General features: G+C 63.3%; 22 protein-coding genes and 3 tRNA genes. 21 read left to right on the top strand and 4 right to left on the bottom strand.

The window, feature by feature from the left end:
• The first annotated feature begins 111 nt into the window (after positions 1-111).
• The 3 genes from RAC97_RS21980 to RAC97_RS21970 are packed head-to-tail and all read left to right on the top strand — an operon-like array spanning position 112 to position 3,689.
• A complete protein-coding gene (locus RAC97_RS21980) occupies positions 112-771 on the top strand; it encodes a paraquat-inducible protein A (protein ID WP_375101716.1) in 660 nt (219 codons plus the stop codon).
• Entirely contained in the window at positions 758-1,381 is a 624-nt protein-coding gene (locus RAC97_RS21975; protein ID WP_375101715.1) for a paraquat-inducible protein A, read from the top strand. Before RAC97_RS21980 ends, RAC97_RS21975 begins: the two co-directional genes overlap by 14 nt.
• Positions 1,374-3,689 (top strand): MlaD family protein, encoded by a 2,316-nt coding sequence (locus tag RAC97_RS21970; protein ID WP_375101714.1) that lies wholly within the window; start codon positions 1,374-1,376, stop codon positions 3,687-3,689. Before RAC97_RS21975 ends, RAC97_RS21970 begins: the two co-directional genes overlap by 8 nt.
• A gap of 123 nt (positions 3,690-3,812) precedes the next feature.
• On the opposite strand, the gene rpsT is transcribed toward RAC97_RS21970, so the two are convergent.
• A complete protein-coding gene (rpsT, locus tag RAC97_RS21965) occupies positions 3,813-4,091 on the bottom strand; it encodes a 30S ribosomal protein S20 (RefSeq protein ID WP_029614579.1) in 279 nt (92 codons plus the stop codon).
• A gap of 254 nt (positions 4,092-4,345) precedes the next feature.
• On the opposite strand from rpsT, the gene murJ reads away from it, so the two are divergent.
• The 6 genes from murJ (at position 4,346) to ispH (ending at position 11,681) form a co-directional block, all read left to right on the top strand.
• Entirely contained in the window at positions 4,346-5,884 is a 1,539-nt protein-coding gene (murJ, locus tag RAC97_RS21960; protein WP_375101713.1) for a murein biosynthesis integral membrane protein MurJ, read from the top strand.
• Between the two features lie 118 nt (positions 5,885-6,002).
• Positions 6,003-6,953: a bifunctional riboflavin kinase/FAD synthetase gene (gene ribF, locus RAC97_RS21955; protein ID WP_375101712.1), complete on the top strand. Its 951-nt coding sequence runs from the start codon at positions 6,003-6,005 to the stop codon at positions 6,951-6,953.
• Positions 6,950-9,781, top strand: a complete 2,832-nt coding sequence (gene ileS, locus RAC97_RS21950; protein ID WP_375101711.1) for an isoleucine--tRNA ligase — start codon at positions 6,950-6,952, stop codon at positions 9,779-9,781. The genes ribF and ileS overlap by 4 nt, the downstream gene beginning before the upstream one ends.
• Positions 9,774-10,289 (top strand): signal peptidase II, encoded by a 516-nt coding sequence (gene lspA, locus RAC97_RS21945; protein WP_375101710.1) that lies wholly within the window; start codon positions 9,774-9,776, stop codon positions 10,287-10,289. Before ileS ends, lspA begins: the two co-directional genes overlap by 8 nt.
• Positions 10,282-10,719 (top strand): peptidylprolyl isomerase, encoded by a 438-nt coding sequence (locus tag RAC97_RS21940; RefSeq protein ID WP_375101709.1) that lies wholly within the window; start codon positions 10,282-10,284, stop codon positions 10,717-10,719. Before lspA ends, RAC97_RS21940 begins: the two co-directional genes overlap by 8 nt.
• A 14-nt stretch (positions 10,720-10,733) precedes the next feature.
• A complete protein-coding gene (gene ispH / locus RAC97_RS21935) occupies positions 10,734-11,681 on the top strand; it encodes a 4-hydroxy-3-methylbut-2-enyl diphosphate reductase (RefSeq protein WP_375101708.1) in 948 nt (315 codons plus the stop codon).
• On the opposite strand, the gene RAC97_RS21930 is transcribed toward ispH, so the two are convergent.
• A complete protein-coding gene (locus RAC97_RS21930; RefSeq protein WP_375101707.1) occupies positions 11,682-12,170 on the bottom strand; it encodes a Tfp pilus assembly protein FimT/FimU in 489 nt (162 codons plus the stop codon).
• A 110-nt stretch (positions 12,171-12,280) separates the two neighbouring features.
• Between RAC97_RS21930 and pilV the strand changes: the two genes are divergently transcribed.
• Genes pilV through thiO form a run of 5 tightly spaced genes read left to right on the top strand, consistent with a single transcriptional unit; the run spans position 12,281 to position 15,332 of the window.
• The gene (pilV, locus tag RAC97_RS21925) at positions 12,281-12,643 is read left to right on the top strand and encodes a type IV pilus modification protein PilV (protein ID WP_375101706.1); all 363 of its coding nucleotides are present in this window, start codon (positions 12,281-12,283) and stop codon (positions 12,641-12,643) included.
• Positions 12,640-13,305: a PilW family protein gene (locus tag RAC97_RS21920; RefSeq protein ID WP_375101705.1), complete on the top strand. Its 666-nt coding sequence runs from the start codon at positions 12,640-12,642 to the stop codon at positions 13,303-13,305. The genes pilV and RAC97_RS21920 overlap by 4 nt, the downstream gene beginning before the upstream one ends.
• Positions 13,302-13,784: a hypothetical protein gene (locus tag RAC97_RS21915; RefSeq protein WP_375101704.1), complete on the top strand. Its 483-nt coding sequence runs from the start codon at positions 13,302-13,304 to the stop codon at positions 13,782-13,784. Before RAC97_RS21920 ends, RAC97_RS21915 begins: the two co-directional genes overlap by 4 nt.
• 1 nt (position 13,785) lies before the next feature.
• Positions 13,786-14,184 carry a type IV pilin protein gene (locus tag RAC97_RS21910; protein ID WP_375101703.1) on the top strand — a complete coding sequence of 133 codons (399 nt, stop codon included), beginning with the start codon at positions 13,786-13,788 and terminating at the stop codon, positions 14,182-14,184.
• Between the two features lie 50 nt (positions 14,185-14,234).
• On the top strand, positions 14,235-15,332 hold the full coding sequence (thiO, locus tag RAC97_RS21905; protein WP_375101702.1) for a glycine oxidase ThiO: 1,098 nt from the start codon (positions 14,235-14,237) through the stop codon (positions 15,330-15,332).
• Between the two features lie 41 nt (positions 15,333-15,373).
• Here thiO and RAC97_RS21900 read toward each other — a convergent pair whose 3' ends face one another.
• Together RAC97_RS21900 and RAC97_RS21895 are read right to left on the bottom strand one after the other, a co-directional pair.
• Complete coding sequence (locus RAC97_RS21900; protein ID WP_375101701.1) at positions 15,374-15,601, bottom strand: PP0621 family protein; 228 nt, start codon at positions 15,599-15,601, stop codon at positions 15,374-15,376.
• A 94-nt stretch (positions 15,602-15,695) separates the two neighbouring features.
• A complete protein-coding gene (locus RAC97_RS21895; RefSeq protein ID WP_375101700.1) occupies positions 15,696-16,715 on the bottom strand; it encodes an outer membrane protein assembly factor BamD in 1,020 nt (339 codons plus the stop codon).
• A gap of 148 nt (positions 16,716-16,863) precedes the next feature.
• On the opposite strand from RAC97_RS21895, the gene rluD reads away from it, so the two are divergent.
• The 7 genes from rluD (at position 16,864) to RAC97_RS21860 (ending at position 23,023) form a co-directional block, all read left to right on the top strand.
• Entirely contained in the window at positions 16,864-17,826 is a 963-nt protein-coding gene (rluD, locus tag RAC97_RS21890; RefSeq protein ID WP_375101699.1) for a 23S rRNA pseudouridine(1911/1915/1917) synthase RluD, read from the top strand.
• Positions 17,823-18,566: a peptidoglycan editing factor PgeF gene (pgeF, locus tag RAC97_RS21885; RefSeq protein ID WP_375101698.1), complete on the top strand. Its 744-nt coding sequence runs from the start codon at positions 17,823-17,825 to the stop codon at positions 18,564-18,566. The genes rluD and pgeF overlap by 4 nt, the downstream gene beginning before the upstream one ends.
• A gap of 201 nt (positions 18,567-18,767) precedes the next feature.
• On the top strand, positions 18,768-21,332 hold the full coding sequence (clpB, locus tag RAC97_RS21880) for an ATP-dependent chaperone ClpB (protein WP_375101697.1): 2,565 nt from the start codon (positions 18,768-18,770) through the stop codon (positions 21,330-21,332).
• Positions 21,333-21,837: 505 nt separating this feature from the next.
• A tRNA-Asn gene (locus RAC97_RS21875) sits at positions 21,838-21,913 on the top strand.
• Between the two features lie 4 nt (positions 21,914-21,917).
• Positions 21,918-21,994: transfer RNA gene (locus RAC97_RS21870), tRNA-Pro, on the top strand.
• A 6-nt stretch (positions 21,995-22,000) separates the two neighbouring features.
• Positions 22,001-22,076 (top strand) — tRNA-Lys (locus RAC97_RS21865).
• A gap of 293 nt (positions 22,077-22,369) precedes the next feature.
• Positions 22,370-23,023 (top strand): hydrolase, encoded by a 654-nt coding sequence (locus tag RAC97_RS21860; protein ID WP_375101696.1) that lies wholly within the window; start codon positions 22,370-22,372, stop codon positions 23,021-23,023.
• Positions 23,024-23,076 lie beyond the last annotated feature (53 nt).

Genomic DNA, 23,076 nt, shown 5'->3' with positions numbered 1-23,076 from the left:
CGCATCGGTCGTCAGGTGCAGCGATTCATTTCTGGAACCGGGGACCTATCTCCCACAATTCGAGTCGGAACACTAGAATAGAGCCCACATTACCCATTCAGACCTTCTGCCATGCCCAACCCCGCGGAACCCGAAGTGCTGGCTGACCTGCCGCTGGAGCAACTCGTGGCCTGCCATGAGTGCGACCTGCTGATGCGCAAGCCCACGCTTGAACAAGGCGAGAAAGCCATATGCCCACGCTGTGGCTACGAGCTTTATGCCCATCGTCACAATGTGGTCAATCGCAGCCTCGCTTTGGTGTTGACCGCGTTGCTGCTCTACATCCCTGCCAACTTTCTGCCGATCATGCAGTTGCATCTGTTGGGCCAAACTTCTGACGACACGGTCTGGAGTGGCGTCCTCGGTCTATACAACTCAGGCATGAGTGGCATCGCCGTGGTGGTGTTCCTGTGCAGCATGGCCATTCCTTTGCTCAAGCTGCTGTGCCAGCTTGCTGTGCTGTTGAGTATTCGCCTGGATGTAGGCCGCAGCTATGGCCTGTTGATCTATCGCATCTACCATCACTTGAAAGAGTGGGGAATGCTCGAGGTGTATTTCATGGGCGTGCTGGTCGCCATCGTCAAGCTCGTCGACTTGGCACAACTGACCCTTGGCATCGGCCTGGTCTGCTTCGTCAGCCTGTTGCTCGTGCAGGTTTGGCTGGAGATAGTGATGTCGCCGCACCAGGTCTGGGTGGCGCTTTCCGGGGAGGATACCCATGCGGGCGATTGATGCAGGCATCGTGGTCTGCAATGAATGCCACGAGCTCAACCGCCATGAGGCAGGCAGCGACTCGCAGGCCTGCACCCGCTGCGGCGCGACGGTGCACGCACGTCGCCCCAACAGCATCGCGCGCACCTGGGCGTTGCTGCTGGCTTCAATGGTGCTCTACATACCCGCGAACCTGCTGCCGATCATGACGGTGAGCTCCCTGGGCCAGGGCAGCCCCGACACCATCATGTCTGGCGTCATTACCTTGATAAAGCTTGGCATGTTGCCCATCGCTGCGGTGGTGTTCATCGCCAGTATCCTGGTGCCGACTTTCAAACTGGTAGGCATAGGCCTGTTGTTGTACTCGGTGCAGTGCCACCAGCCGCTGTCTGCGCGCCAGCGCATCCTGATGTATCGCTTCATCGAATTCATCGGCCGTTGGTCCATGCTCGATATCTTCGTCATTGCCATTCTTGTGGCCGTGGTGAATTTCGGTCGTATTGCCAGCGTCGAAGCCAATCTGGGCGCCGTCGCCTTCGCCTCCGTGGTGATTCTGACGATGCTCGCCGCCTTAACTTTCGATCCCCGACTGATCTGGGATAACACGGAGTCGGATGACGACCATGAGTGACCTGCCTACGGCTAGAACCCGTCCAGCTTCGAACTGGTCGGCGATATGGATCCTGCCGCTGATCGCCCTTGTGATCGGCGGTTGGCTGGGTTGGCAGGCCTACCGGGACTCCGGCGTGGAAATCGAGGTGCGCTTCACTACCGGTGAGGGCATCGTCGCCAACAAGACCGAGGTCATCTACAAGGGGATGTCGGTCGGCAAGGTGACCAAGCTGGTGCTCGACGCTGAGGGCAGCAAGACCGGGGTGATCGCCACCATCGAGATGAACAAGGCCGCCGAGCCGCACATGAACACCGGTACACGCTTCTGGCTGGTGAAGCCGAGTGTCAGCCTGGCCGGTATCTCTGGCCTGGAAACCCTGGTATCGGGCAACTACATTGCCGTGGACCCAGGCCAGGGCGAGTCGACGCGCCGCTTCACGGCGTTGTCCGAAGCGCCTCCGCTGTCCGACGACGAGCCGGGCCTGCATCTGACCCTCAAGGCCGAGCGCCTTGGCTCGCTCAATCGTGACAGCCCGGTGTTCTACAAGCAGATCCAGGTAGGCCGGGTGAAGAGCTACCGGCTTTCCGATGACCAGGGCACTGTAGAGGTCAAGGTGTTCATCGCGCCGGCCTACGCCAACCTGGTGCGCAAGCACACGCGTTTCTGGAATGCCAGCGGCATCAGCATCGACGCCGATTTGTCCGGTGTGAAGGTGCGCAGCGAGTCGCTTTCCAGCATTGTCGCCGGCGGCATCGCGTTCGCCACGCCCGAGCACCGCAAGGACAGCCCGCCCACCGACCCGAGCCTGCCGTTCCGTCTCTATGAGGACTTCGACGCCGCCCAGGCGGGCATTCGCATCAAGGTTCGCCTGAGCGACTACGAAGGCCTGCAGGCGGGGCGCACGCCCGTGATGTACAAGGGTATCCAGATCGGCTCGATGAAGACCTTGAAGATCGAGGATGACCTGAGCAATGCCACGGCCGAGCTCACCCTCGACCCGCTGGCCGAGGAGTACCTGGTCGAGGGTACGCAGTTCTGGGTGGTCAAGCCGTCCATCTCTCTGGCGGGTATCACTGGGCTCGAGGCGCTGGTGAAAGGCAACTACATCGCCATTCGCCCGGGTGAGAAGGGCGCCAGGCCTCAGCGTGAGTTCGAGGCGCGGCCCAAGGCACCGCCGCTCGACCTCAAGGCGCCGGGCCTGCACCTGGTGTTGTTCGCCGATACGCTGGGTTCCCTGGAGGTCGGCAGCCCGGTGATGTACCGCCAGGTGAAGGTCGGCAGCGTGCAGAGCTACCAGTTCGCACGCAACAGCAAGCGTATCTTGATAGGGGTGCACATCGAGAAGGAGTACGCCAATCTGGTCAACGGTTCCACGCGGTTCTGGAATGCCAGCGGCGTGACGCTCACAGGCGGCTTGTCAGGTATCAGGGTCAAGAGTGAGTCGCTGCAAACGCTGCTGGCGGGCGGTATCGCCTTCGATACGCCGCAGCCAAACGTTCCGCTCAAGCGCCGTATCCCGCGTTTCCGCCTGCTGGAGAACGAAGAGGCGGCCAATCGTGCAGGCACCCTGATCACCATTCGTGTCGATCGTGCCGATGGGCTCAAGGCGGGTACGCCAATCCGCTTCCGCGGACTGGACGTGGGCAGTGTCGAGAGCATCGGCCTCACCAATGACCTGCAGGCGGTGTTGCTGCGTGCACGCATTACCGATGCGGTCGATCGCATCGCGCGCGTGGGCACTCAGTTCTGGGTGGTCAAGCCGGCATTCGGCCTGGTGCGCACCGAGAACCTCGATACCTTGATTGGCGGCCAGTACCTGGAAGTGATGCCGGCGCTCAAGAGCAAGGGCCCGCAGCACGACTTCATCGCCCTGCCGGAAGCGCCTGAGGTCACGGGCAAGGAAATAGGCCTGCCACTGACCCTGAGTGCGCCGCGTCGCGGTTCGCTCAAGCCAGGCGTGCCGGTCACCTACCGTGAGGTGACGGTGGGCAAGGTTACAGGCTTCGAGCTGGGGCAGAATGCTGATCGGGTGCTGATCCACATCCTTATCGAGCCACGTTATGCGGCGCTGGTGCGCGGTGGCAGCCGGTTCTGGAACAGCAGTGGCTTCGGCTTCGACTGGGGCTTGCTCAAGGGGGCGACGGTGCGTACCGAGTCGCTTGAAACCCTGATCGAAGGCGGCATTGCCTTCGCTACGCCAGATGGCGAGAAGATGGGTAACCCGGCACGCCCGCAGCAGACCTTCGCCTTGTTCGACAAGGCCGAGGAGGAGTGGCTGCAGTGGGCGCCGAAGATCCAGGTAGGGCAGCCGACGACGGTAGAGTAATCCGTTGCGGGGCGTCCTTGCCGAGGGTTCGGCAAGGACGCTAGCGCAGGTAATGAAGCGTTTTGGCAAATTGCAGGCAATAAAAAACCGACCCTAGGGTCGGTTTTTCAACAAGCGCGTCACTTAGGCAGCTGCAGCTTCTTTCAGTGCCTTGATGTGGCCATTCAGACGGCCTTTGTGGCGAGCTGCCTTGTTCTTGTGGATGATGCCCTTGTCGGCCATGCGGTCGATTACAGGCACAGCCAGGGTGTAGGCGGCTTGCGCTTTTTCGGCGTCTTTAGCGTCGATGGCCTTAACTACGTTCTTGATGTAGGTACGGACCATGGAACGCAGGCTGGCGTTGTGGCTGCGACGCTTCTCAGCCTGTTTTGCACGTTTCTTGGCGGAAGGTGTGTTGGCCACCGTCGAGCTCCTCGAAAGACTTTTGGGTAAATAGCAAACAAATAAGGCCGCGAATCATGCCGATGAGTCGGGAGGATGTCAAGGCCAGTTGCAGGGTTCCGCCGAGTGGCATGCCAACGCGGAAGGAATGATTCCTTTCTGCGCGGCGACCTGTAAACTCGGGAGTTTTGGCTTGCCCTGCAAAGAAGCGGGATTATCGCACACTCGGGCGCCATCTGGCAGCGCTCTTCAGTCCAAGGCGTGAAAAACTTTCGATGAACCTGCTCAAATCCTTGGCTGCGGTCAGCTCCATCACCATGATTTCCCGCGTGCTGGGCTTCGTGCGCGACACTATCCTGGCGCGGGTATTCGGTGCCGGCGTTGCTACCGACGCCTTCTTCATTGCTTTCAAACTCCCCAACCTGCTACGTCGGATCTTTGCCGAGGGTGCCTTTTCACAGGCCTTCGTGCCGATTCTCGCCGAGTACAAGACCCAGCAAGGCGAAGAGGCCACCCGAACTTTCATCGCCTATATAAGTGGTTTGCTGACCCTGGTACTGGCCGTGGTCACGGCGCTGGGCATCCTCGCCGCGCCCTGGATCGTATGGGTGACCGCGCCCGGCTTTGCCGCCAATGCCGAGAAGTACGAACTGACCACAGCCCTGTTGCGGGTCACCTTCCCTTATATACTGCTGATCTCGCTGTCATCGCTGGTCGGTGCCATCCTCAATACCTGGAACCGCTTCTCGGTGCCGGCCTTCACGCCGACCCTGCTCAACGTCGCGATGATCGCCTTCGCGCTGCTGCTGACACCGTATTTCGACCCACCGATCATGGCCCTGGCCTGGGGCGTGCTGGCCGGCGGCCTGGCGCAGTTGCTCTACCAACTACCGGCATTGAAGAAAATCGGCATGCTCGTGCTGCCGCGCCTGAACCTGCGCGACACCGGCGTGTGGCGCGTGCTGAAGCAGATGCTGCCGGCGATTCTCGGGGTGTCGGTGAGCCAGATCTCGCTGATCATCAACACCATCTTCGCCTCGTTTCTGGTGGCCGGCTCGGTGTCGTGGATGTACTACGCCGACCGCCTGATGGAACTGCCCTCCGGCGTGCTGGGCGTGGCCCTGGGCACCATACTGCTGCCGACCCTGGCCAAGACCTACGCCAACAAGGACCGGGAAGAGTATTCGCGGATCCTCGACTGGGGCCTGCGCTTGTGCTTCCTGCTGGTGCTGCCATGCACCCTGGCCCTGGCGATTCTCGCAGAGCCCTTGACCGTGGCGCTGTTCCAGTACGGCAAGTTCAGTGCCTTCGACGCGGCCATGACCCAGCAGGCGCTGGTCGCCTATTCCGTAGGCCTGCTGGCGATCATCCTGGTCAAGGTGCTGGCTCCTGGGTTCTATGCCCAGCAGAACATTCGCACACCGGTGAAGATCGCCATCTTCACCCTGGTGTGCACCCAAGGTTTCAACCTGGCCCTGGTCGGCCCGCTCAAGCACGCCGGCCTGGCCCTGGCGATCAGCCTGGGCGCCTGCCTGAATGCCGGGTTGCTGTACTGGAAGCTGCGTAGCCAGAAGCTGTTCCAGCCTCAGCCAGGCTGGCCGAAGTTCCTCGCCAAGCTGGTGCTGGCGGTGCTGCTGATGTCGCTGGTACTGCTGGTGGGCATGCATTACCTGCCAGCCTGGGAACTGGGCAACATGCTCGAGCGCTTCCTGCGCCTGGGGGCGTTGATCCTGGCGGGCGTGCTGACCTATTTCGGTTGCCTGTACCTGTGCGGCTTCCGCCCGCGGGATTTTGCCCGCAAAGCCCTGCACTGAGCAGGGCAACCGGCCAGGCGTCGGTTTTTCACTTTCCACACCCGACAACGGCGCTGCTGCCTGTCGCCAGCGCCCGGGTGTGGTTATAATCGGCCACTTTATGAGCAAGAAGCGCGTTATGCAGCTGGTTCGAGGTCTTCACAACCTGCGCCCCGACCACCGGGGCTGTGTCGCCACCATTGGCAACTTCGACGGGGTTCACCGGGGCCACCAGGCGATCCTGGGGCGTCTGCGCGAGCGCGGCCAGGCCTTGGGCCTGCCCACCTGTGTGGTGGTCTTCGAACCACAGCCGCGCGAATACTTCGCCCCCGATACCGCGCCAGCCCGCCTGGCACGGCTGCGCGACAAGGTCGAACTGCTGGCCGACGAAGGCATCGACCGGGTGCTGTGCCTGGCCTTCAACCAGCGCCTGAGTACGCTCAGTGCCGAAGCCTTCGTCAAGGCGGTACTGGTCGACGGTCTGGGCGTTCGCCACCTCGAGGTAGGGGATGACTTTCGCTTCGGCTGCGACCGCGCCGGTGACTTCGATTTCCTGGTCGAAGCCGGCAAGCGCTATGGTTTTACCCTGGAGGCCGCCAATACCGTGATCCAGGATGGCCTGCGGGTCAGCAGCACCGAAGTGCGCAGCGCGCTGGCCAACGCGGATTTCGAGCTCGCCGAGCACCTGCTGGGCCGCCCCTACACCATTACCGGGCGGGTATTGCATGGCCAGAAGCTGGCTCGCCAGCTCGGCACGCCCACCGCCAACATCCAGCTCAAGCGTCGCCGCGTGCCGCTGTCCGGGGTCTACCTGACCAGCGCCGAGATCGACGGCCAGCGCTGGCCGGGCGTCGCCAATATCGGGGTACGTCCCACCGTTGCTGGTGACGGGCGTCCCCACCTGGAAATTCATCTCCTGGATTATGCCGGCGACCTCTATGGCCGGCGCCTGACGGTGGAGTTCCACCACAAGCTGCGCGAGGAGCAGCGTTTCGCCTCCCTGGAGGCGCTGAAGTCGGCGATCGACGCGGACATCGCCGCCGCACGTGCCCACTGGCACGCTCAACCGCTAACGAAGAGCCTGAAATGACCGACTACAAAGCCACGCTAAACCTTCCGGACACCGCCTTCCCGATGAAGGCCGGCCTGCCTCAGCGCGAACCGCAGATCCTGCAGCGCTGGGACAGCATTGGCCTGTACCAGAAGCTGCGCGAAATTGGCAAGGACCGTCCGAAGTTCGTCCTGCACGACGGCCCGCCCTATGCCAACGGCAAGATCCACATCGGTCATGCGCTGAACAAGATCCTCAAGGACATGATCGTCCGCTCCAAGACCCTGTCCGGTTTCGATGCCCCTTACGTGCCCGGCTGGGACTGCCACGGCCTGCCGATCGAGCACAAGGTCGAAGTCACCCACGGCAAGAACCTCACCGCCGACCGCACCCGTGAGCTGTGCCGCGAATACGCCGCCGAGCAGATCGAAGGGCAGAAGACCGAGTTCATCCGCCTGGGCGTGCTGGGTGACTGGAGCAACCCCTACAAGACCATGAACTTCGCCAACGAGGCCGGCGAGATCCGCGCCCTGGCCGAAATGGTCAAGCAAGGCTTCGTGTTCAAGGGCCTCAAGCCTGTGAACTGGTGCTTCGACTGTGGCTCGGCGCTGGCCGAGGCCGAAGTCGAGTACGCCGACAAGAAATCCCAGACCATCGACGTGGCCTTCCCGGTCGCCGATGCCGACAAACTGGCTGCCGCCTTCGGCCTGGCCTCGCTGGCCAAGCCCGCCGCCATCGTCATCTGGACCACCACTCCTTGGACGATCCCCGCCAACCAGGCGCTGAACATCCATCCGGAGTTCAAGTACGCCCTGGTCGATACCGGCGAGCGTTTGCTGGTGCTGGCTGAAGAGCTGGTCGAGGCGTGCCTGAAGCGTTATGCGCTGGAAGGCTCGATCATCGCCACCGCCCCCGGTTCGGCACTGGAGCTGGTCAACTTCCGTCACCCGTTCTACGACCGCCTGTCACCGATCTACCTGGCCGACTACGTCGAGCTGGGCGCCGGTACCGGTGTGGTGCACTCCGCGCCGGCCTATGGTGAGGACGACTTCGTCACCTGCAAACGCTATGGCATGGTCAACGACGACATCCTCACCCCGGTGCAGAGCAACGGCGTGTACGTGCCGTCCCTGGAATTCTTCGGCGGGCAGTTCATCTGGAAGGCCAACCCGGCCATCGTCGAGAAGCTGCAGGAAGTCGGTGCGCTGATGCACACCGAAACCATCAGCCACAGCTACATGCACTGCTGGCGCCACAAGACCCCGCTGATCTACCGCGCCACCGCCCAGTGGTTCGTCGGTATGGACAAGCAGCCGAACAGCGGTGAGCCACTGCGCGAGCGCGCCCTCAAGGCCATCGAAGACACCAAGTTCGTGCCGTCCTGGGGCCAGGCCCGCCTGCATTCGATGATCGCCAACCGCCCTGACTGGTGCATCTCGCGCCAGCGCAACTGGGGTGTGCCGATTCCCTTCTTCCTTGATAAACAGACCGGCGAGCTGCACCCACGCACCGTCGAATTGATGGAAGAAGTGGCCAAGCGCGTCGAGCAGGAGGGCATCGAGGCCTGGTTCAAGCTCGACGCCGCCGAGCTGCTGGGGGACGAGGCCGCCCAGTACGACAAGATCGCCGATACCCTGGACGTGTGGTTCGACTCCGGCACCACCCACTGGCACGTGCTGCGCGGCTCCCACGAGATCGGCCACGCCACCGGCCCGCGCGCCGACCTTTACCTGGAAGGTTCCGACCAGCACCGTGGCTGGTTCCATTCTTCCCTGCTGACCGGTTGCGCCATCGACGGCCACGCGCCGTACCGCGAGTTGCTGACCCACGGCTTCACCGTGGACGAGAGCGGCCGCAAGATGTCCAAGTCGCTGGGCAACACCATCGAGCCGCAGAAGGTCAACGACACCCTGGGTGCCGACATTCTGCGCCTGTGGGTCTCGGCCACCGACTACTCCGGCGAAATGGCGGTTTCCGAGCAGATCCTGCAACGCAGCGCCGACGCCTACCGGCGTATCCGCAACACCGCGCGCTTCCTGCTTTCCAACCTGTCGGGCTTCGACCCGGCCCGCGACCTGCTGCCAGCCGAAGACATGCTGGCGCTGGACCGCTGGGCGGTCGATCGCACCCTGTTGCTGCAGCGCGAGCTGGAAGAGCACTACGGCGAATACCGTTTCTGGAACGTCTACTCCAAAGTGCACAACTTCTGCGTCCAGGAGTTGGGCGGCTTCTACCTCGACATCATCAAGGACCGCCAGTACACCACCGGCGCCAACAGTGTCGCCCGCCGTTCCTGCCAGACTGCGCTGTACCACATCAGCGAGGCGCTGGTGCGCTGGATCGCGCCGATCCTGGCCTTCACCGCCGATGAAATCTGGCAATACCTGCCGGGCGAGCGCAACGAATCGGTCATGCTCAATACCTGGTACCAGGGCCTGTCCGAGCTGCCGGCCGATGCCGAGCTGGACCGCGCCTACTGGGACCGCGTGATGGCGGTCAAGGCAGCAGTCAACAAGGAACTGGAGAACCAGCGCGTGGCCAAGGCCATCGGTGGCAACCTGCAGGCCGAAGTGACCCTGTTCGCCGAAGAGGGCCTGAGTGCCGACCTGGCCAAGCTCGGCGACGAGCTGCGCTTCGTGCTGATCACTTCCGCTGCCAGCGTGGTGCCGTTCGTCCAGGCGCCAAGCGACGCGGTGACAACCGAAGTCGAAGGGCTCAAGCTGAAGGTCGTCAAGTCCGGCCACGCCAAGTGCGGCCGTTGCTGGCACTTCCGCGCCGATGTCGGCAGCCACCCGGAACATCCGGAAATCTGCGGCCGTTGCGTCGACAACATGAGCGGCAATGGTGAGGTGCGCCACTATGCCTAACCCTGTAGCGGGGCGTTTCGGGCGTCTTGCCTGGCTCTGGCTTAGCCTGGTGGTACTGGTCATCGACCAGGCCACCAAAGTGTATTTCGACAGCTCGCTGAGCATGTACCAGCAGATCGTGGTCATCCCTGACTACTTCAGCTGGACCCTGGCCTACAACACGGGTGCGGCGTTCAGCTTTCTGGCCGACAGCTCCGGCTGGCAGCGCTGGCTGTTCGCCGTGATCGCCGTGGTGGTCAGCGCCGTGCTGGTGATCTGGCTCAAGCGCCTGGGGCGCAACGAGACCTGGCTGGCGATCGCCCTGGCCCTGGTGCTGGGCGGCGCGCTGGGCAACCTGTACGACCGTGTCGTGCTGGGCCACGTGGTCGACTTCATCCTGGTGCACTGGCGCAACACCCATTACTTCCCGGCCTTCAACGTGGCCGACAGCGCCATCACCGTTGGTGCGGTGATGCTGGCGCTGGATATGTTCAAGAGCAAGAAATCCGAGGAGCCGGTCCATGACTGACACCCGTATCGGGCAGAACACCGAAGTGACCCTGCACTTCGCCCTGCACCTGGAAAATGGCGACACCGTCGACAGCACCTTCGACAAGTCCCCGGCCACCTTCAAGGTCGGCGACGGCAACCTGCTGCCGGGCTTCGAGAATGCCCTGTTCGGCTTCAAGGCCGGCGACAAGCGCACCGTGGTGGTGGCCCCGGAGAACGCCTTCGGCCAACCGAACCCACAGAACGTGCAGGTGATGCCGCGCGGTCAGTTCGACGGCATGGAGCTGTCCGAAGGCCTGCTGGTGATCTTCAACGACGCCGCCAACACCGAGTTGCCGGGCGTTGTTAAAGCCTTCGACGACAGCCAGGTGACCATCGACTTCAATCACCCATTGGCCGGCAAGACCCTGAACTTCGAGGTGGAGATCCTCGAAGTCAAGGGCCTGTGAGCCTGGAGCCGAGCATGCAAATCAAACTCGCCAACCCCCGCGGCTTCTGTGCAGGGGTGGACCGGGCGATCGAGATCGTCAACCGTGCCCTGGAAGTCTTCGGGCCGCCGATCTACGTGCGTCACGAAGTGGTGCACAACAAATTCGTGGTCGAAGACCTGCGCAACCGTGGCGCGATCTTCGTCGAGGAACTGGACCAAGTGCCGGACGACGTCATCGTCATCTTCAGTGCCCATGGGGTTTCCCAGGCCGTGCGCCAGGAAGCGGCCGGCCGTGGTCTGAAGGTGTTCGATGCGACCTGCCCACTGGTGACAAAGGTGCATATCGAAGTGGCCAAGTACAGCCGCGACGGACGTGAATGCATCCTCATCGGCCATGCCGGGCACCCAGAGGTCGAGGGCACCATGGGCCAGTACGACACCACTAACGGCGGCGCCATCTACCTCGTCGAAGACGAGGAGGATGTGGCCACCTTGCAGGTGCGCGACCCGGATCACCTGGCCTTCGTCACCCAGACCACCCTGTCGATGGACGACACCAGCCGGGTCATCGATGCCTTGCGTGCGCGCTTTCCTAACATCGGCGGCCCGCGCAAGGACGATATCTGCTACGCCACCCAGAACCGCCAGGATGCGGTCAAGCAGCTGGCCGACGAGTCGGACGTAGTGCTGGTGGTCGGCAGCCCGAACAGCTCCAACTCCAACCGCCTGCGCGAGCTGGCCGAGCGCATGGGCACGCCGGCCTACCTGATCGACGGCGCCGAAGACCTGCAACAAGGCTGGTTCGAAGGTGTCGGCCGCATCGGTATCACCGCCGGGGCGTCGGCGCCCGAAGTGCTGGTACGTGGCGTGATCGACCAGCTCAAGGCCTGGGGTGCCAGCGGCGCCGAAGAGCTCGATGGCCGTGAGGAGAACATTACCTTCTCCATGCCCAAGGAGCTGCGGGTTCGTTCGCTGATCTGATCAGCCGGCCCTGCAACCTGGCGGTGCCACCGCCTCCGTACGCAGGCTGACCCTGCCGCTGGGCGCCAGTGCCACCTGATGGTGGCTGGCGCCTTTGTTTTTCGGGCAAACCTGCCAGGCCCCGCCGAAGAACGCTCCATTCCCCCGCCGCGGTACGCCCAACCCGCTGAACGTCACCTGGGTCATGTTGGCAACGATATGCACTGGCCGTAGCTGGCGGCGCTCGCGCAATACGTGCCCGTCATGAGCCCGCTGCATACGCCAACCTCGTCCCCAGTCGTCCTCCAGTGGCCGTACCAGTACCTCATGGTTTTGCAGCATGGCGTGGCTGCGTGCGCTGCGTAGCGTCTGCGCCAGGTCACGGGCCGTGGCGGCCTGGTGTAGGTCGGCGGTGAAAGTGGCGTAGGCGGGAGCGCCCAGTTGAAGCAGGACTCCTATCAGCGCCAGCGTGGTCATGATTTGTAGCAGTGTTGCGCCCTGTTGCCGCATCGTGCATTCCTCCCTGGAAGTGCTTCTCTAATAGCTTCGTAGTCGATGGGCACGAGGTCCAGTCGACCAAACGAGTCGTACCCCCAGGAAAATTCGCAGGAGGCGAAACCATGAAAACCAGGGAGCGAGGCATGACCTTGTTGGAGGTGCTGCTGGCGATGGTGGTACTGGCGCTGGGCGTATTGGCCAGCGGCGCAGTGCAACTGCGCGCCTTGCAGGCGAGCGAGGCGTCCCGCCGCGATACCCAGGTCGTGCAGGCCGCGCAGGCCGTACTCGAGCGTATACGCGCCGAGGGCAGGGTGGATGAGCACGTCCTCGGCGAATGGCGACGGCGCCTAACCGCGCTGTTGGGCAATTCGGCCGAAGGGCGGGTCACGTCGCAAGGCGACGTCCTGGTTCTGGAAGCACGCTGGCGAGCGCATCACGACGCTGCCTGGCAGGCCATCGTCTTGCAGGGCAGGGGGGCGCTATGAGTCGTCGGCAGCAAGGGTTTGGGCTGTTGGAGGCGCTGCTGGCGTTGGCCATTGGGCTGATGCTGCTGGCGACGGCCGGGCAGGTGCTGGTGTCCAGCCAGCAGAGCTGGCACTTGCAGGGCGCCGCCGCGCGGATGCAGGAGGATGCCCGGCTCGCACTGCAACGCCTGGTTCAGGACATCCGTATGACCGGCATGTTCGGCTGCCTGGCGACACGCACCCTCGATTTCCCCAGCGAGGCCGCCGCCCAGGCCTTCGCCACGCCTTTGCAGATCACCCGCGACGCCGACGGCCAGTTGGCCAGCCTTCGGCTGCTGGCAGGCGAGTTGCCTGGCGCGACCGGCGCGCCCGACTGGACCGTGCTCAGCGATTGCCGCACCTGGGCCAAGGTGATAGTGGGTGGGCATCCAGCCAATGGCGACAGCCTGGCCTTCCCTTTGCGCCAGCAACACTACCGGGTGCACGACGGCAGCCTGATGCTACGCAGCGGTGGCCTGAATGCCAGGCTGATCGACGACGTGAAAGGCCTTTGGATAACCCAGGTGCAGGCAGGCGAGAGCGAGCGCCTTGACCTGCGTCTGCATCTGTTCGAGCCCACGCAGCAGCTTGAACAGCAGTACGAACTGAGCGTAGCGCTGCGTAACCGCTTGCCCGCGCCATGAAGCGCCAGCGTGGAATGGTGTTGCTGCTGGCGTTGGTGTTGAGCCTGCTGCTGGGGCTACTGGTCGCCTCCGGCATGCGCGAAGCGTTGCTGCTGTGGTGGACCAGTGGCGACCAGCTGCGCGCTGCGCAGGCGCTGGAAGACGCCGAGGCAAGTCTGCTGGAGGGCGCCGAGCGTTTGCGCCAGGCACCACCAGAGCCTTGCCAGGCATGCCTGCCACCCGATGCCCCGCACGATATTCATCGGCCTGGGCCTTCCTGGCAGCAGGCTACGCGCGGCTTCTTCCTGGTGCAGAACCTTGGGCAAAGCACCTTGGCGGCCCATGTGCCGGCAGGCCAGCGGGTGACGTTGTTCCGGGTTACCGCTGTCAGCCAGCAGGTGCGTGCGCGCCATGTGCTGGAAGCTGTCTACGTTTTGGATGAGGGCTCGCCGGAATCGCTTCAGCGCATTCTCTGGCGCCAGCGCCTGAGGGAATATTGACATGCAGCAAGGCCTTAGCCTTATCGAGTTGTTGATTGTCGTGGCGGTGACCGGCATTCTGGCGTGCATTGCCTACCCCAGTTACAGCGACCAGCTTCGGCGTGCCGCGCGCAGCGAAGTGGTCGGGCTGCTGCACGATGCGGCGCAACGCCTGGAGCGCCATCATGCGCGCGTCGGCCAATATGCCGACAGCGATCAGCTGGTAACGGCCCTGCCCAGTGGTAATCGCTACTACAACCTGCGAGCCCGGCGTGACGGCGACGGCTATCAGTTGCTGGCTACGCGCCTGCCGGGCGGCCTGATGGCGCATGACCGGTGCGGCGAGTACTCGCTCGATCAGGCTGGTGTACGTGGCAACCCCGGAGCGAGTGGCGATGCCGGTACTTGCTGGGGCGGTTGAATGCATGGGGCGACGAGGCCAAAGGTTTCTTCAAGGTGTTGGATCGACAGATGAGCAAGCAAGTAGTGGTGGTCGGCGGCGGGGTGATCGGCCTGCTGACGGCGTTCAACCTGGCGGCGAAGGTCGACCGGGTAGTTGTGTGCGACCAGGGCGAGCTGGGGCGAGAGTCGTCCTGGGCCGGGGGCGGCATCGTCTCGCCGCTGTACCCGTGGCGCTACAGCCCGGCGGTAACGGCGCTGGCGCACTGGTCCCAGGACTTCTACCCCCAGCTGGGCGAGCGCCTGTTCGCCACTACCGGCGTCGACCCCGAGGTCTACACCACAGGCCTTTACTGGCTGGACCTGGACGACGAAGCGGATGCGCTCGCCTGGGCACGGCGCGAGCGGCGCCCGCTCAGCGCCGTGGATATATCGGCAGCCTACGATGCGGTACCGGTGCTTGGCCCTGGCTACCAGCGCGCCATCTATATGGCGGGCGTGGCCAACGTGCGCAACCCGCGGTTGGTGAAGGCGTTGAAGGCCGCACTGCTGGCGCTGCCCAATGTCAGCTTGCGTGAGCATTGCCGCATTGATGGCTTCCAGCAGGTATCGGGCCGTGTCACTGGCGTGGTTACCCAGGAGGGCGTGCTCGAGGCTGAAGCTGTAGTGCTCTGCGCCGGTGCCTGGAGTGGTGACCTGCTGCATACCCTCGGCCTGGTACTGCCGGTCGAGCCGGTGAAGGGGCAGATGATCCTGTTCAAATGCAAGCAGGACTTCCTGCCGAGCATGGTGCTGGCCAAGGGGCGCTATGCCATTCCTCGGCGCGATGGGCACATCCTGGTGGGCAGCACGCTGGAACATGCAGGCTACGACAAGACGCCTACCGTCGATGCGCTGGAAAGCCTCAAGGCGTCGGCGATCGAGCTGTTGCCGGCGTTGGCCGAGGCAAGCCCGGTGGCACACTGGGCCGGGCTGCGGCCAGGTTCTCCCGAAGGCATTCCCTATATCGGCCCGGTGCCAGGCCATGAGGGACTGTGGCTGAACTGCGGTCATTACCGCAATGGGTTGGTGCTGGCGCCTGCGTCGTGCCAGTTGTTCGCCGACCTGCTCACTGGCGCTGAGCCGATCATCGACCCTGCGCCCTACGCGCCTGCCGGGCGCCTGGGCTGAACCACTGCAGCCCTGGCGCTAATGGTCATGTCCGGTTGCGCTTATTTGCGCTCCGGCCCCTGCTCCAGGTGCGCCTGGCTGCAATACCACTCGCTGCCCAACTGCAAAGCCCGGTCGTTGGGCAGGTGCACGCCACAATGGGCGCAGCGCACCATCTTCAGCGGGTCGTCCAGCTTGGGCTCGGGGCGGGATGCCTGGCTGATCTTGAATTTGCGCCACAGCCAGAATGCGGCGGCGATCAGGGCGATCCAGAAGAGTAGGCGAACCATGGTGTCCAGCTTGTCGAGAAAGGAAGGCCACAGTCTAGGACGCGGCCATGAAAAAAGGGAGGCCTGGCCTCCCTTTCTCTTGTAGCGCGCGTTATCAGTCGAACATGCCGAAGGTCAGGTAGCTGAACCAGGAGCGGTCCTGTTCCACGTCTTTCGGGCCTTCCGGTACGATCGGGTCGCCGTTTTCGTCCTTGGGCAGCAGGTCCGGCGACATTTCGTCACGTGCATCGCGGAACTGGCGGACCACGTCCTGGTTGGCACGGGTCTCACCCGGTGGCAGCGGGGTGTCGGTCTCGATCAGGCCCAGGGTGGCCTTGGACAGCCACGAACGCCCGTCGCTCTCGCTCTGCTTGGGCACGAACTGGCCATCGACCAGGCTCGGGTGGTCCGGGTAGTTGAGCTTGAGGGTTTCCAGGCTGGTGGCGGCCAGGTCGTCCAGGTGCATTTTCTGGTAGGCCTCGGTCATCACCGCCAGGCCGTCGCCGACCGAAGGGGTTTCCTGGAAGTTTTCCACCACGTAGCGGCCACGGTTGGCGGCGGCTACATAGGCTTCGCGGGTCATGTAGTAGTCGGCCACATGGATTTCGTAGGAGGCCAGCAGGTTGCGCAGGTAGATCATGCGCTGCTTGGCGTCCGGCGAGTAGCGGCTGTTGGGGAAGCGGCTGGTGAGCTGGGCGAACTCGTTGTAGGAGTCGCGCGCCGCACCCGGGTCACGCTTGGTCATGTCCAGCGGCAGGAAACGCGCCACCAGGCCGCGGTCCTGGTCGAACGAGGTCAGGCCCTTGAGGTAGTAGGCGTAGTCGACGTTCGGGTGCTGCGGGTGCAGGCGGATGAAGCGTTCGGCGGCCGACTTGGCGGCCTCCGGCTCGGAGTTCTTGTAGTTGGCGTAGATCAGCTCGAGCTGGGCCTGGTCGGCGTAGCGGCCGAACGGGTAGCGCGACTCCAGGGCCTTGAGCTTGTTCACGGCACTGGTGTAGCTGGAGTTGTCCAGGTCGGCCTGCGCCTGCTGGTACAACTCGGCCTCGCTGAGGTTCTCGTCGATGACTTCCTTGTTAGAGGAACAGGCAGCGGTGAGCCCGAGGATGGCGATCAGCAGCAGGTGTTTCACTTGCATGGCGGCTTGCGTCCCTTTGACGGCCGCTGTCTTGGGCGGTGCCGTCCTGTTATGATGAGCGCCCCCGGCCAACCCCGGGGCAAAAGAAGCCGTATTTAACCACAAGCGAGCAGCCGAAACCAAAGGCTGTACGCCCGTCGATTCGAGCATGTCCGAGATCATTCAACTTAGCGCAGAGGTCCCGTCCGAACTGGGCGGCCAACGCCTCGACCAAGTCGCCGCCCAATTGTTCGCCGAGTACTCGCGTTCGCGCCTGTCCTCGTGGATCAAAGATGGCCGACTGACGGTCGATGGCGCGGTGCTGCGACCGCGCGACACCGTCCACAGCGGCTCCATCCTGGCCCTCGAGGCCGAGCAGGAGGCCCAGGGCGAATGGGTGGCCCAGGACATCGAACTGGACATCGTCTACGAGGACGACCAGATCCTGGTGATCAACAAGCCCGCCGGGCTTGTGGTCCACCCGGCAGCTGGCCACCCCGATGGCACCTTGCTCAATGCCCTGCTGCACCATGTGCCGGACATCGTCAACGTGCCGCGCGCCGGTATCGTGCACCGCCTGGACAAGGACACCACCGGCCTGATGGTGGTGGCCAAGACCTTGCAGGCGCAAACCAACCTCGTCGACCAACTGCAAAAGCGTTCGGTCAGTCGTATCTACGAATGCATCGTGGTCGGCGTGGTGATTGCAGGTGGCAAGATCGACGCGCCCATCGGCCGTCACGGCGGTGAGCGCCAGCGCATGGCGGTGACCGAGGGCGGCAAGCCTGCGGTCAGCCACTACCGCGTGCTCAAGCGCTTCCGTTCGCACACCCATGTGCGGGTGAAGTTGGAAACCGGCCGTACCCACCAGATCCGCGTGCACATGGCCCACGTCGGCTTTCCGTTGGTCGGCGACCAGACCTACGGCGTGCGTTTCCGCATTCCGCCAGCGGCCAGCGTGGCCATGGTCGAGGCGGTGAAGAACTTCCCGCGCCAGGCCCTGCACGCGCGCTTCCTGGCGTTGGACCATCCGACCACCGGCGAGCGCATGGAATGGGCATCGCCGTTGCCGGACGACTTCGTCTGGCTGCTGTCGTTGCTCAACCAGGACCGTGAGAGCTTTATCGGATGAGCGGCCTGGCGCCGTCGCTGATCGTTCCCGACTGGCCCGCTCCAGCCGCGGTCCGCGCCTGCGTCACGACCCGCGAGGGCGGCGTCAGCCTGCCGCCCTATGCCACCCTCAACCTTGGCGACCATGTCGGTGACGACGCGGCCGCCGTTGCCGAGAATCGCCGTCGCCTGAGCGACATCTTCGGGATCCGCCCGGCCTGGCTGAAGCAGGTGCACGGGCTGGACGTGGCCGATGCCGACCCGTCGCAGGTCGCCGAGGCCGACGCTAGCTGGACCGACCAGCCAGGCATCGCCTGCACCGTGATGACCGCCGACTGCCTGCCCGTGCTGTTCTGCGACCGCGCCGGTACCCGCGTGGCGGCGGCCCATGCCGGCTGGCGTGGCCTGGCGGGCGGCGTGCTGGAAGCCACCCTCGAGCGCCTGGCGCTGGCGCCTGAGGACGTGCTGGTCTGGCTCGGCCCGGCCATCGGCCCGCAGGCCTTCGAAGTCGGTCTGGAGGTGCGCGAGGCGTTCACCGCCCAGCACCCCGAGGCCGCTGCGGCCTTCGTGCCCGGCGAGCGTCCGGGCAAGCTGATGGCCGACATCTATACGCTGGCGCGCATCCGCCTGGCCGCCCGTGGCATCACCGCAATCTATGGTGGTGGTTTCTGCACGGTCAGCGACCCACGCTTCTTCTCCTACCGTCGCACCCCGCAGGGTGGGCGCTTCGCTTCGCTGGTCTGGCTGGCTCCTTTGGCCTGACTCGATTTTTCGTGGTAGTGGCCTTGTGTCGCTCCCACAGTGATCGCACCCGCCAGGCGATAGCGCTTTCCAACATGACCCCCGTCAACCCCGCTACGCTTGAATCTTGCAGAATCAGCCATATCTATTGCTCATCTCTGGCAGGTTCTTCATTTCAGGTGCTGTCCATCGCCCCGCCTGCCTTTTAAAGGAAGGTATCCCATGCGAATAGACCGATTGACCAGCAAGCTGCAACTGGCGTTATCCGATTCTCAATCCTTGGCGGTGGGCATGGACCACCCGGCCATCGAGCCCCTGCACCTGTTGCAGGCGCTTATCGACCAGCAGGGCGGTTCGATCAAACCGCTGCTGATGCAGGTCGGTTTCGACGTCAACAGCCTGCGCAAGGCATTGACCAAGGAACTCGACCAACTGCCAAAAATCCAGAACCCCACCGGCGACGTGAACATGTCGCAGGACCTTGCGCGCCTGCTCAACCAGGCCGACCGACTGGCCCAGCAGAAGGGCGACCAGTTCATTTCCAGCGAGCTGGTGCTGCTCGCTGCCATGGACGAGAACAGCAAGGTCGGCAAGTTGCTGCTCGGCCAGGGCGTGAGCAAGAAGGCCCTGGAAAATGCCATCAACAACCTGCGTGGCGGCGCGGCGGTGAATGATGCCAACGCCGAAGAGTCGCGTCAGGCCCTGGACAAGTACACCGTCGACCTCACCAAGCGTGCCGAGGAAGGCAAGCTCGACCCGGTGATCGGCCGCGACGACGAGATTCGCCGCACCGTGCAGGTGCTGCAACGGCGTACCAAGAACAACCCGGTGCTGATCGGCGAGCCCGGCGTCGGCAAGACCGCCATCGCTGAGGGGCTGGCCCAGCGCATCATCAATGGCGAGGTGCCCGACGGCCTGAAAGGTAAGCGCCTGCTGGCGCTGGACATGGGCGCGCTGATTGCCGGTGCCAAGTACCGCGGCGAATTCGAAGAGCGCCTCAAGGGCTTGCTCAACGAGCTGTCCAAGCAGGAAGGCCAGGTCATCCTGTTCATCGATGAGCTGCACACCATGGTCGGCGCCGGCAAGGGCGAGGGGGCCATGGACGCTGGCAACATGCTCAAGCCGGCCCTGGCCCGTGGCGAGCTGCATTGTGTCGGCGCCACCACGCTCAACGAATATCGCCAGTTCATCGAGAAGGATGCCGCGCTCGAGCGCCGCTTCCAGAAGGTGCTGGTAGAGGAGCCGAGCGAAGAAGACACCATCGCCATCCTGCGCGGCCTGAAGGAGCGCTACGAAGTGCACCACAAGGTGGCCATCACCGACGGTGCGATCATCGCCGCGGCCAAGCTCAGCCACCGTTACATCACTGACCGCCAGCTGCCGGACAAGGCCATCGACCTGATCGACGAAGCGGCCAGCCGCATCCGCATGGAGATCGACTCCAAGCCGGAAGTGCTCGACCGTCTCGACCGCCGCCTGATCCAGCTCAAGGTCGAGTCCCAGGCGCTGAAGAAAGAAGAAGACGAGGCCGCCCGCAAGCGCCTGGAGAAACTGACCGAAGAAATCGAGCGCCTGGAGCGCGAATATTCCGACCTTGAGGAAATCTGGGCGTCGGAAAAAGCCGAGGTACAAGGTTCGGCGCAGATCCAGCAGAAAATCGAGCAGGCCCGTCAGGAGCTGGACGCCGCCCGCCGCAAGGGCGACCTCAACCGCATGGCCGAGTTGCAGTACGGGGTGATCCCGGACCTTGAGCGCAGCCTGCAGATGGTCGACCAGCATGGCAAGACCGACAACCAGCTGCTGCGCAACAAGGTGACCGAGGAAGAAATCGCCGAGGTGGTCTCGAAGTGGACCGGCATTCCGGTCTCGAAGATGCTCGAAGGCGAGCGCGAGAAGCTGCTGAAAATGGAAGGCCTGCTGCACCAGCGGGTGATCGGCCAGGACGAAGCGGTGACCGCCGTGGCCAACGCCGTGCGTCGTTCCCGTGCGGGCCTTTCCGACCCCAACCGCCCCAGCGGCTCGTTCCTGTTCCTGGGCCCGACCGGCGTGGGCAAGACCGAGCTGTGCAAGGCGCTGGCGGAGTTTCTCTTCGATACCGAAGAGGCCATGGTGCGCATCGACATGTCCGAATTCATGGAGAAACACTCGGTGGCGCGCCTGATCGGTGCCCCGCCAGGCTACGTGGGTTACGAGGAAGGTGGTTACCTGACCGAGGCGGTGCGTCGCAAGCCGTATTCGGTGGTGCTGCTCGACGAGGTGGAAAAAGCCCATCCGGATGTGTTCAACGTGTTGCTGCAGGTTTTGGAAGACGGCCGCCTGACCGATAGCCACGGACGTACGGTGGACTTTCGCAACACCGTGATCGTGATGACCTCCAACCTGGGGTCGGCGCAGATCCAGGAGCTGGTAGGCGACCGTGAGGCGCAGCGTGCGGCGGTGATGGACGCGGTGGGCTCGCATTTCCGCCCCGAGTTCATCAACCGGATCGACGAAGTGGTGGTGTTCGAACCGCTGGGCCGCGAGCAGATCGCCGGCATTACCGAGATCCAGCTGGGCCGCCTGCGCGGTCGCCTGGCCGAGCGCGAGCTGTCGCTGGCGCTGAGCCCGGAGGCGTTGGACAAGCTCATCGCCGTGGGTTACGACCCGGTGTATGGCGCGCGGCCACTGAAGCGGGCGATCCAGCGCTGGATCGAGAACCCTCTGGCGCAATTGATCCTAAGTGGACAGTTCGTGCCGGGTGCCTCGATCACGGCGAAGGTGGAGGGCGAGGAGATCGTCTTCGCCTGAGTGCGTGTTTGAACCTGAGCCCCGCACCTGCGGGGCTTTTTTTATTTCGCCTGATCCGGCCTCTTCGCGGGTAAACCTGCTCCCACAAGGTCTCTATCGTTCTAAAGGGCCAGTGGGGCGCCAGCAGAATTTCTATTTCTCTAAGGGGCGCAGAGGAACCTGTGGGAGCGGGTTTACCCGCGAAGAGGCCAGCACAGACGATAAAAACCCCCGTCCCGCCAAGCAATTACGGCACCTCCCGATAAGCTTTTGAGAATCTTGAGATTTTTCTTTGCATTTCACTTCGAGTGCGCTTAATATGCGCCCCGCTGTCAGGCACAACACAGATCACCGGCGGTAAAGGCGATCTGAAAACAATTTGCAAATCAGTAAGTTGAAAGCAAATTGGGGGTTGACAAGCAAAACGAAGGATGTAGAATAGCGCGCCTCAGAGGCAACAACGCGAAAGCGGATGCCGAAGAGTTCGAAGCTAAGAAGCCTTCGAAGTTGTAAACGAAGTTGCAGTTCCGCGATAGCTCAGTCGGTAGAGCAAATGACTGTTAATCATTGGGTCCCTGGTTCGAGTCCAGGTCGCGGAGCCAAATTCGGGGTGTAGCGCAGTCCGGTAGCGCGCCTGCTTTGGGAGCAGGATGTCAGGAGTTCGAATCCCCTCACCCCGACCATTTTCCGGGTCGTTAGCTCAGTTGGTAGAGCAGTTGGCTTTTAACCAATTGGTCGTAGGTTCGAATCCTACACGACCCACCATGTAAAAAGGGCATCTCGACTGAGATGCCCTTTTTCTTTTGCCCGGCGAAAACCTCGCCTCACAGTCCTGGCAAACGCTCAAGCCTGCATGCCCGCGTGCCCATCGAAATCGACTGCGTACGCCGCAGTAGGGCTGTTCCAAAACCGCGCATTCATACAATCCCCTTCGCTGGCGCTTTCCGACAATGGCCGTCGTTGCGAACCGTTGCTGTTCCTTGGCCCCACAGCGCATCTGTGGTTGCCGTGGGGCAGGGTGGTTCCGTACCCATCCCACACGTCAAGAGGAAAGCATCATGGCAGTTGCAAAAGCGGCACCCGGCAAGACTTTGCTGAACCCGACCGACCACACCCTGATCATGATCGACCACCAGTCGCAGATGGCTTTCGCAACCAAATCGATCGACACCACCTCGCTGCGCAACAACGTTGCCCTGGTTGCCAAGGCGGCCAAGGAGTTCGGTGTTTCCACCATTCTGACCACCGTTGCGGAAAAGAGCTTCTCCGGCCCGATCTTCGACGAGATCAAGTCGGTGTTCCCTGAAGCCAACGTCATCGACCGTACCAGCATGAACACCTGGGAAGACGAGCGCATCGCCGTCGAGGTGAACAAGATCGGCAAGCAGAAGATCGTCCTGGCCGGCCTGTGGACCTCGGTGTGCATCGTGGGCCCGGCGCTTTCTGCCCTGGACCAAGGCTTCGAGGTTTATGTGATCGCCGACGCCTGCGGCGACACCTCCGACGAGGCTCACCACATGTCCATGCAGCGCATGATCCAGCTCGGCGCACGCCCCATGACTTCCCTGCAATACCTGCTGGAGCTGCAACGTGACTGGGCCCGTGGCGAAACCTACGACCAGACCGTCAAGACCGCCGTGGCCAATGGCGGCGCCTATGGCCTGGGCCTGATCTACGCCAAGACCATGTTCAACGCCTCCGAAGGCCATTGAAACCAGTGGGGCCGCGCACCGAGTGTGCGCGGCCCTTCCGGTGTCGGGAGGCG

This window comes from Pseudomonas sp. LS_2, assembly GCF_042709235.1.
In the GTDB taxonomy this organism is placed as follows: Bacteria; Pseudomonadota; Gammaproteobacteria; order Pseudomonadales; family Pseudomonadaceae; genus Aquipseudomonas.
Note: the sequence above shows the minus strand (reverse complement) of the source record. Positions and strands in the feature narration are given on the sequence as shown.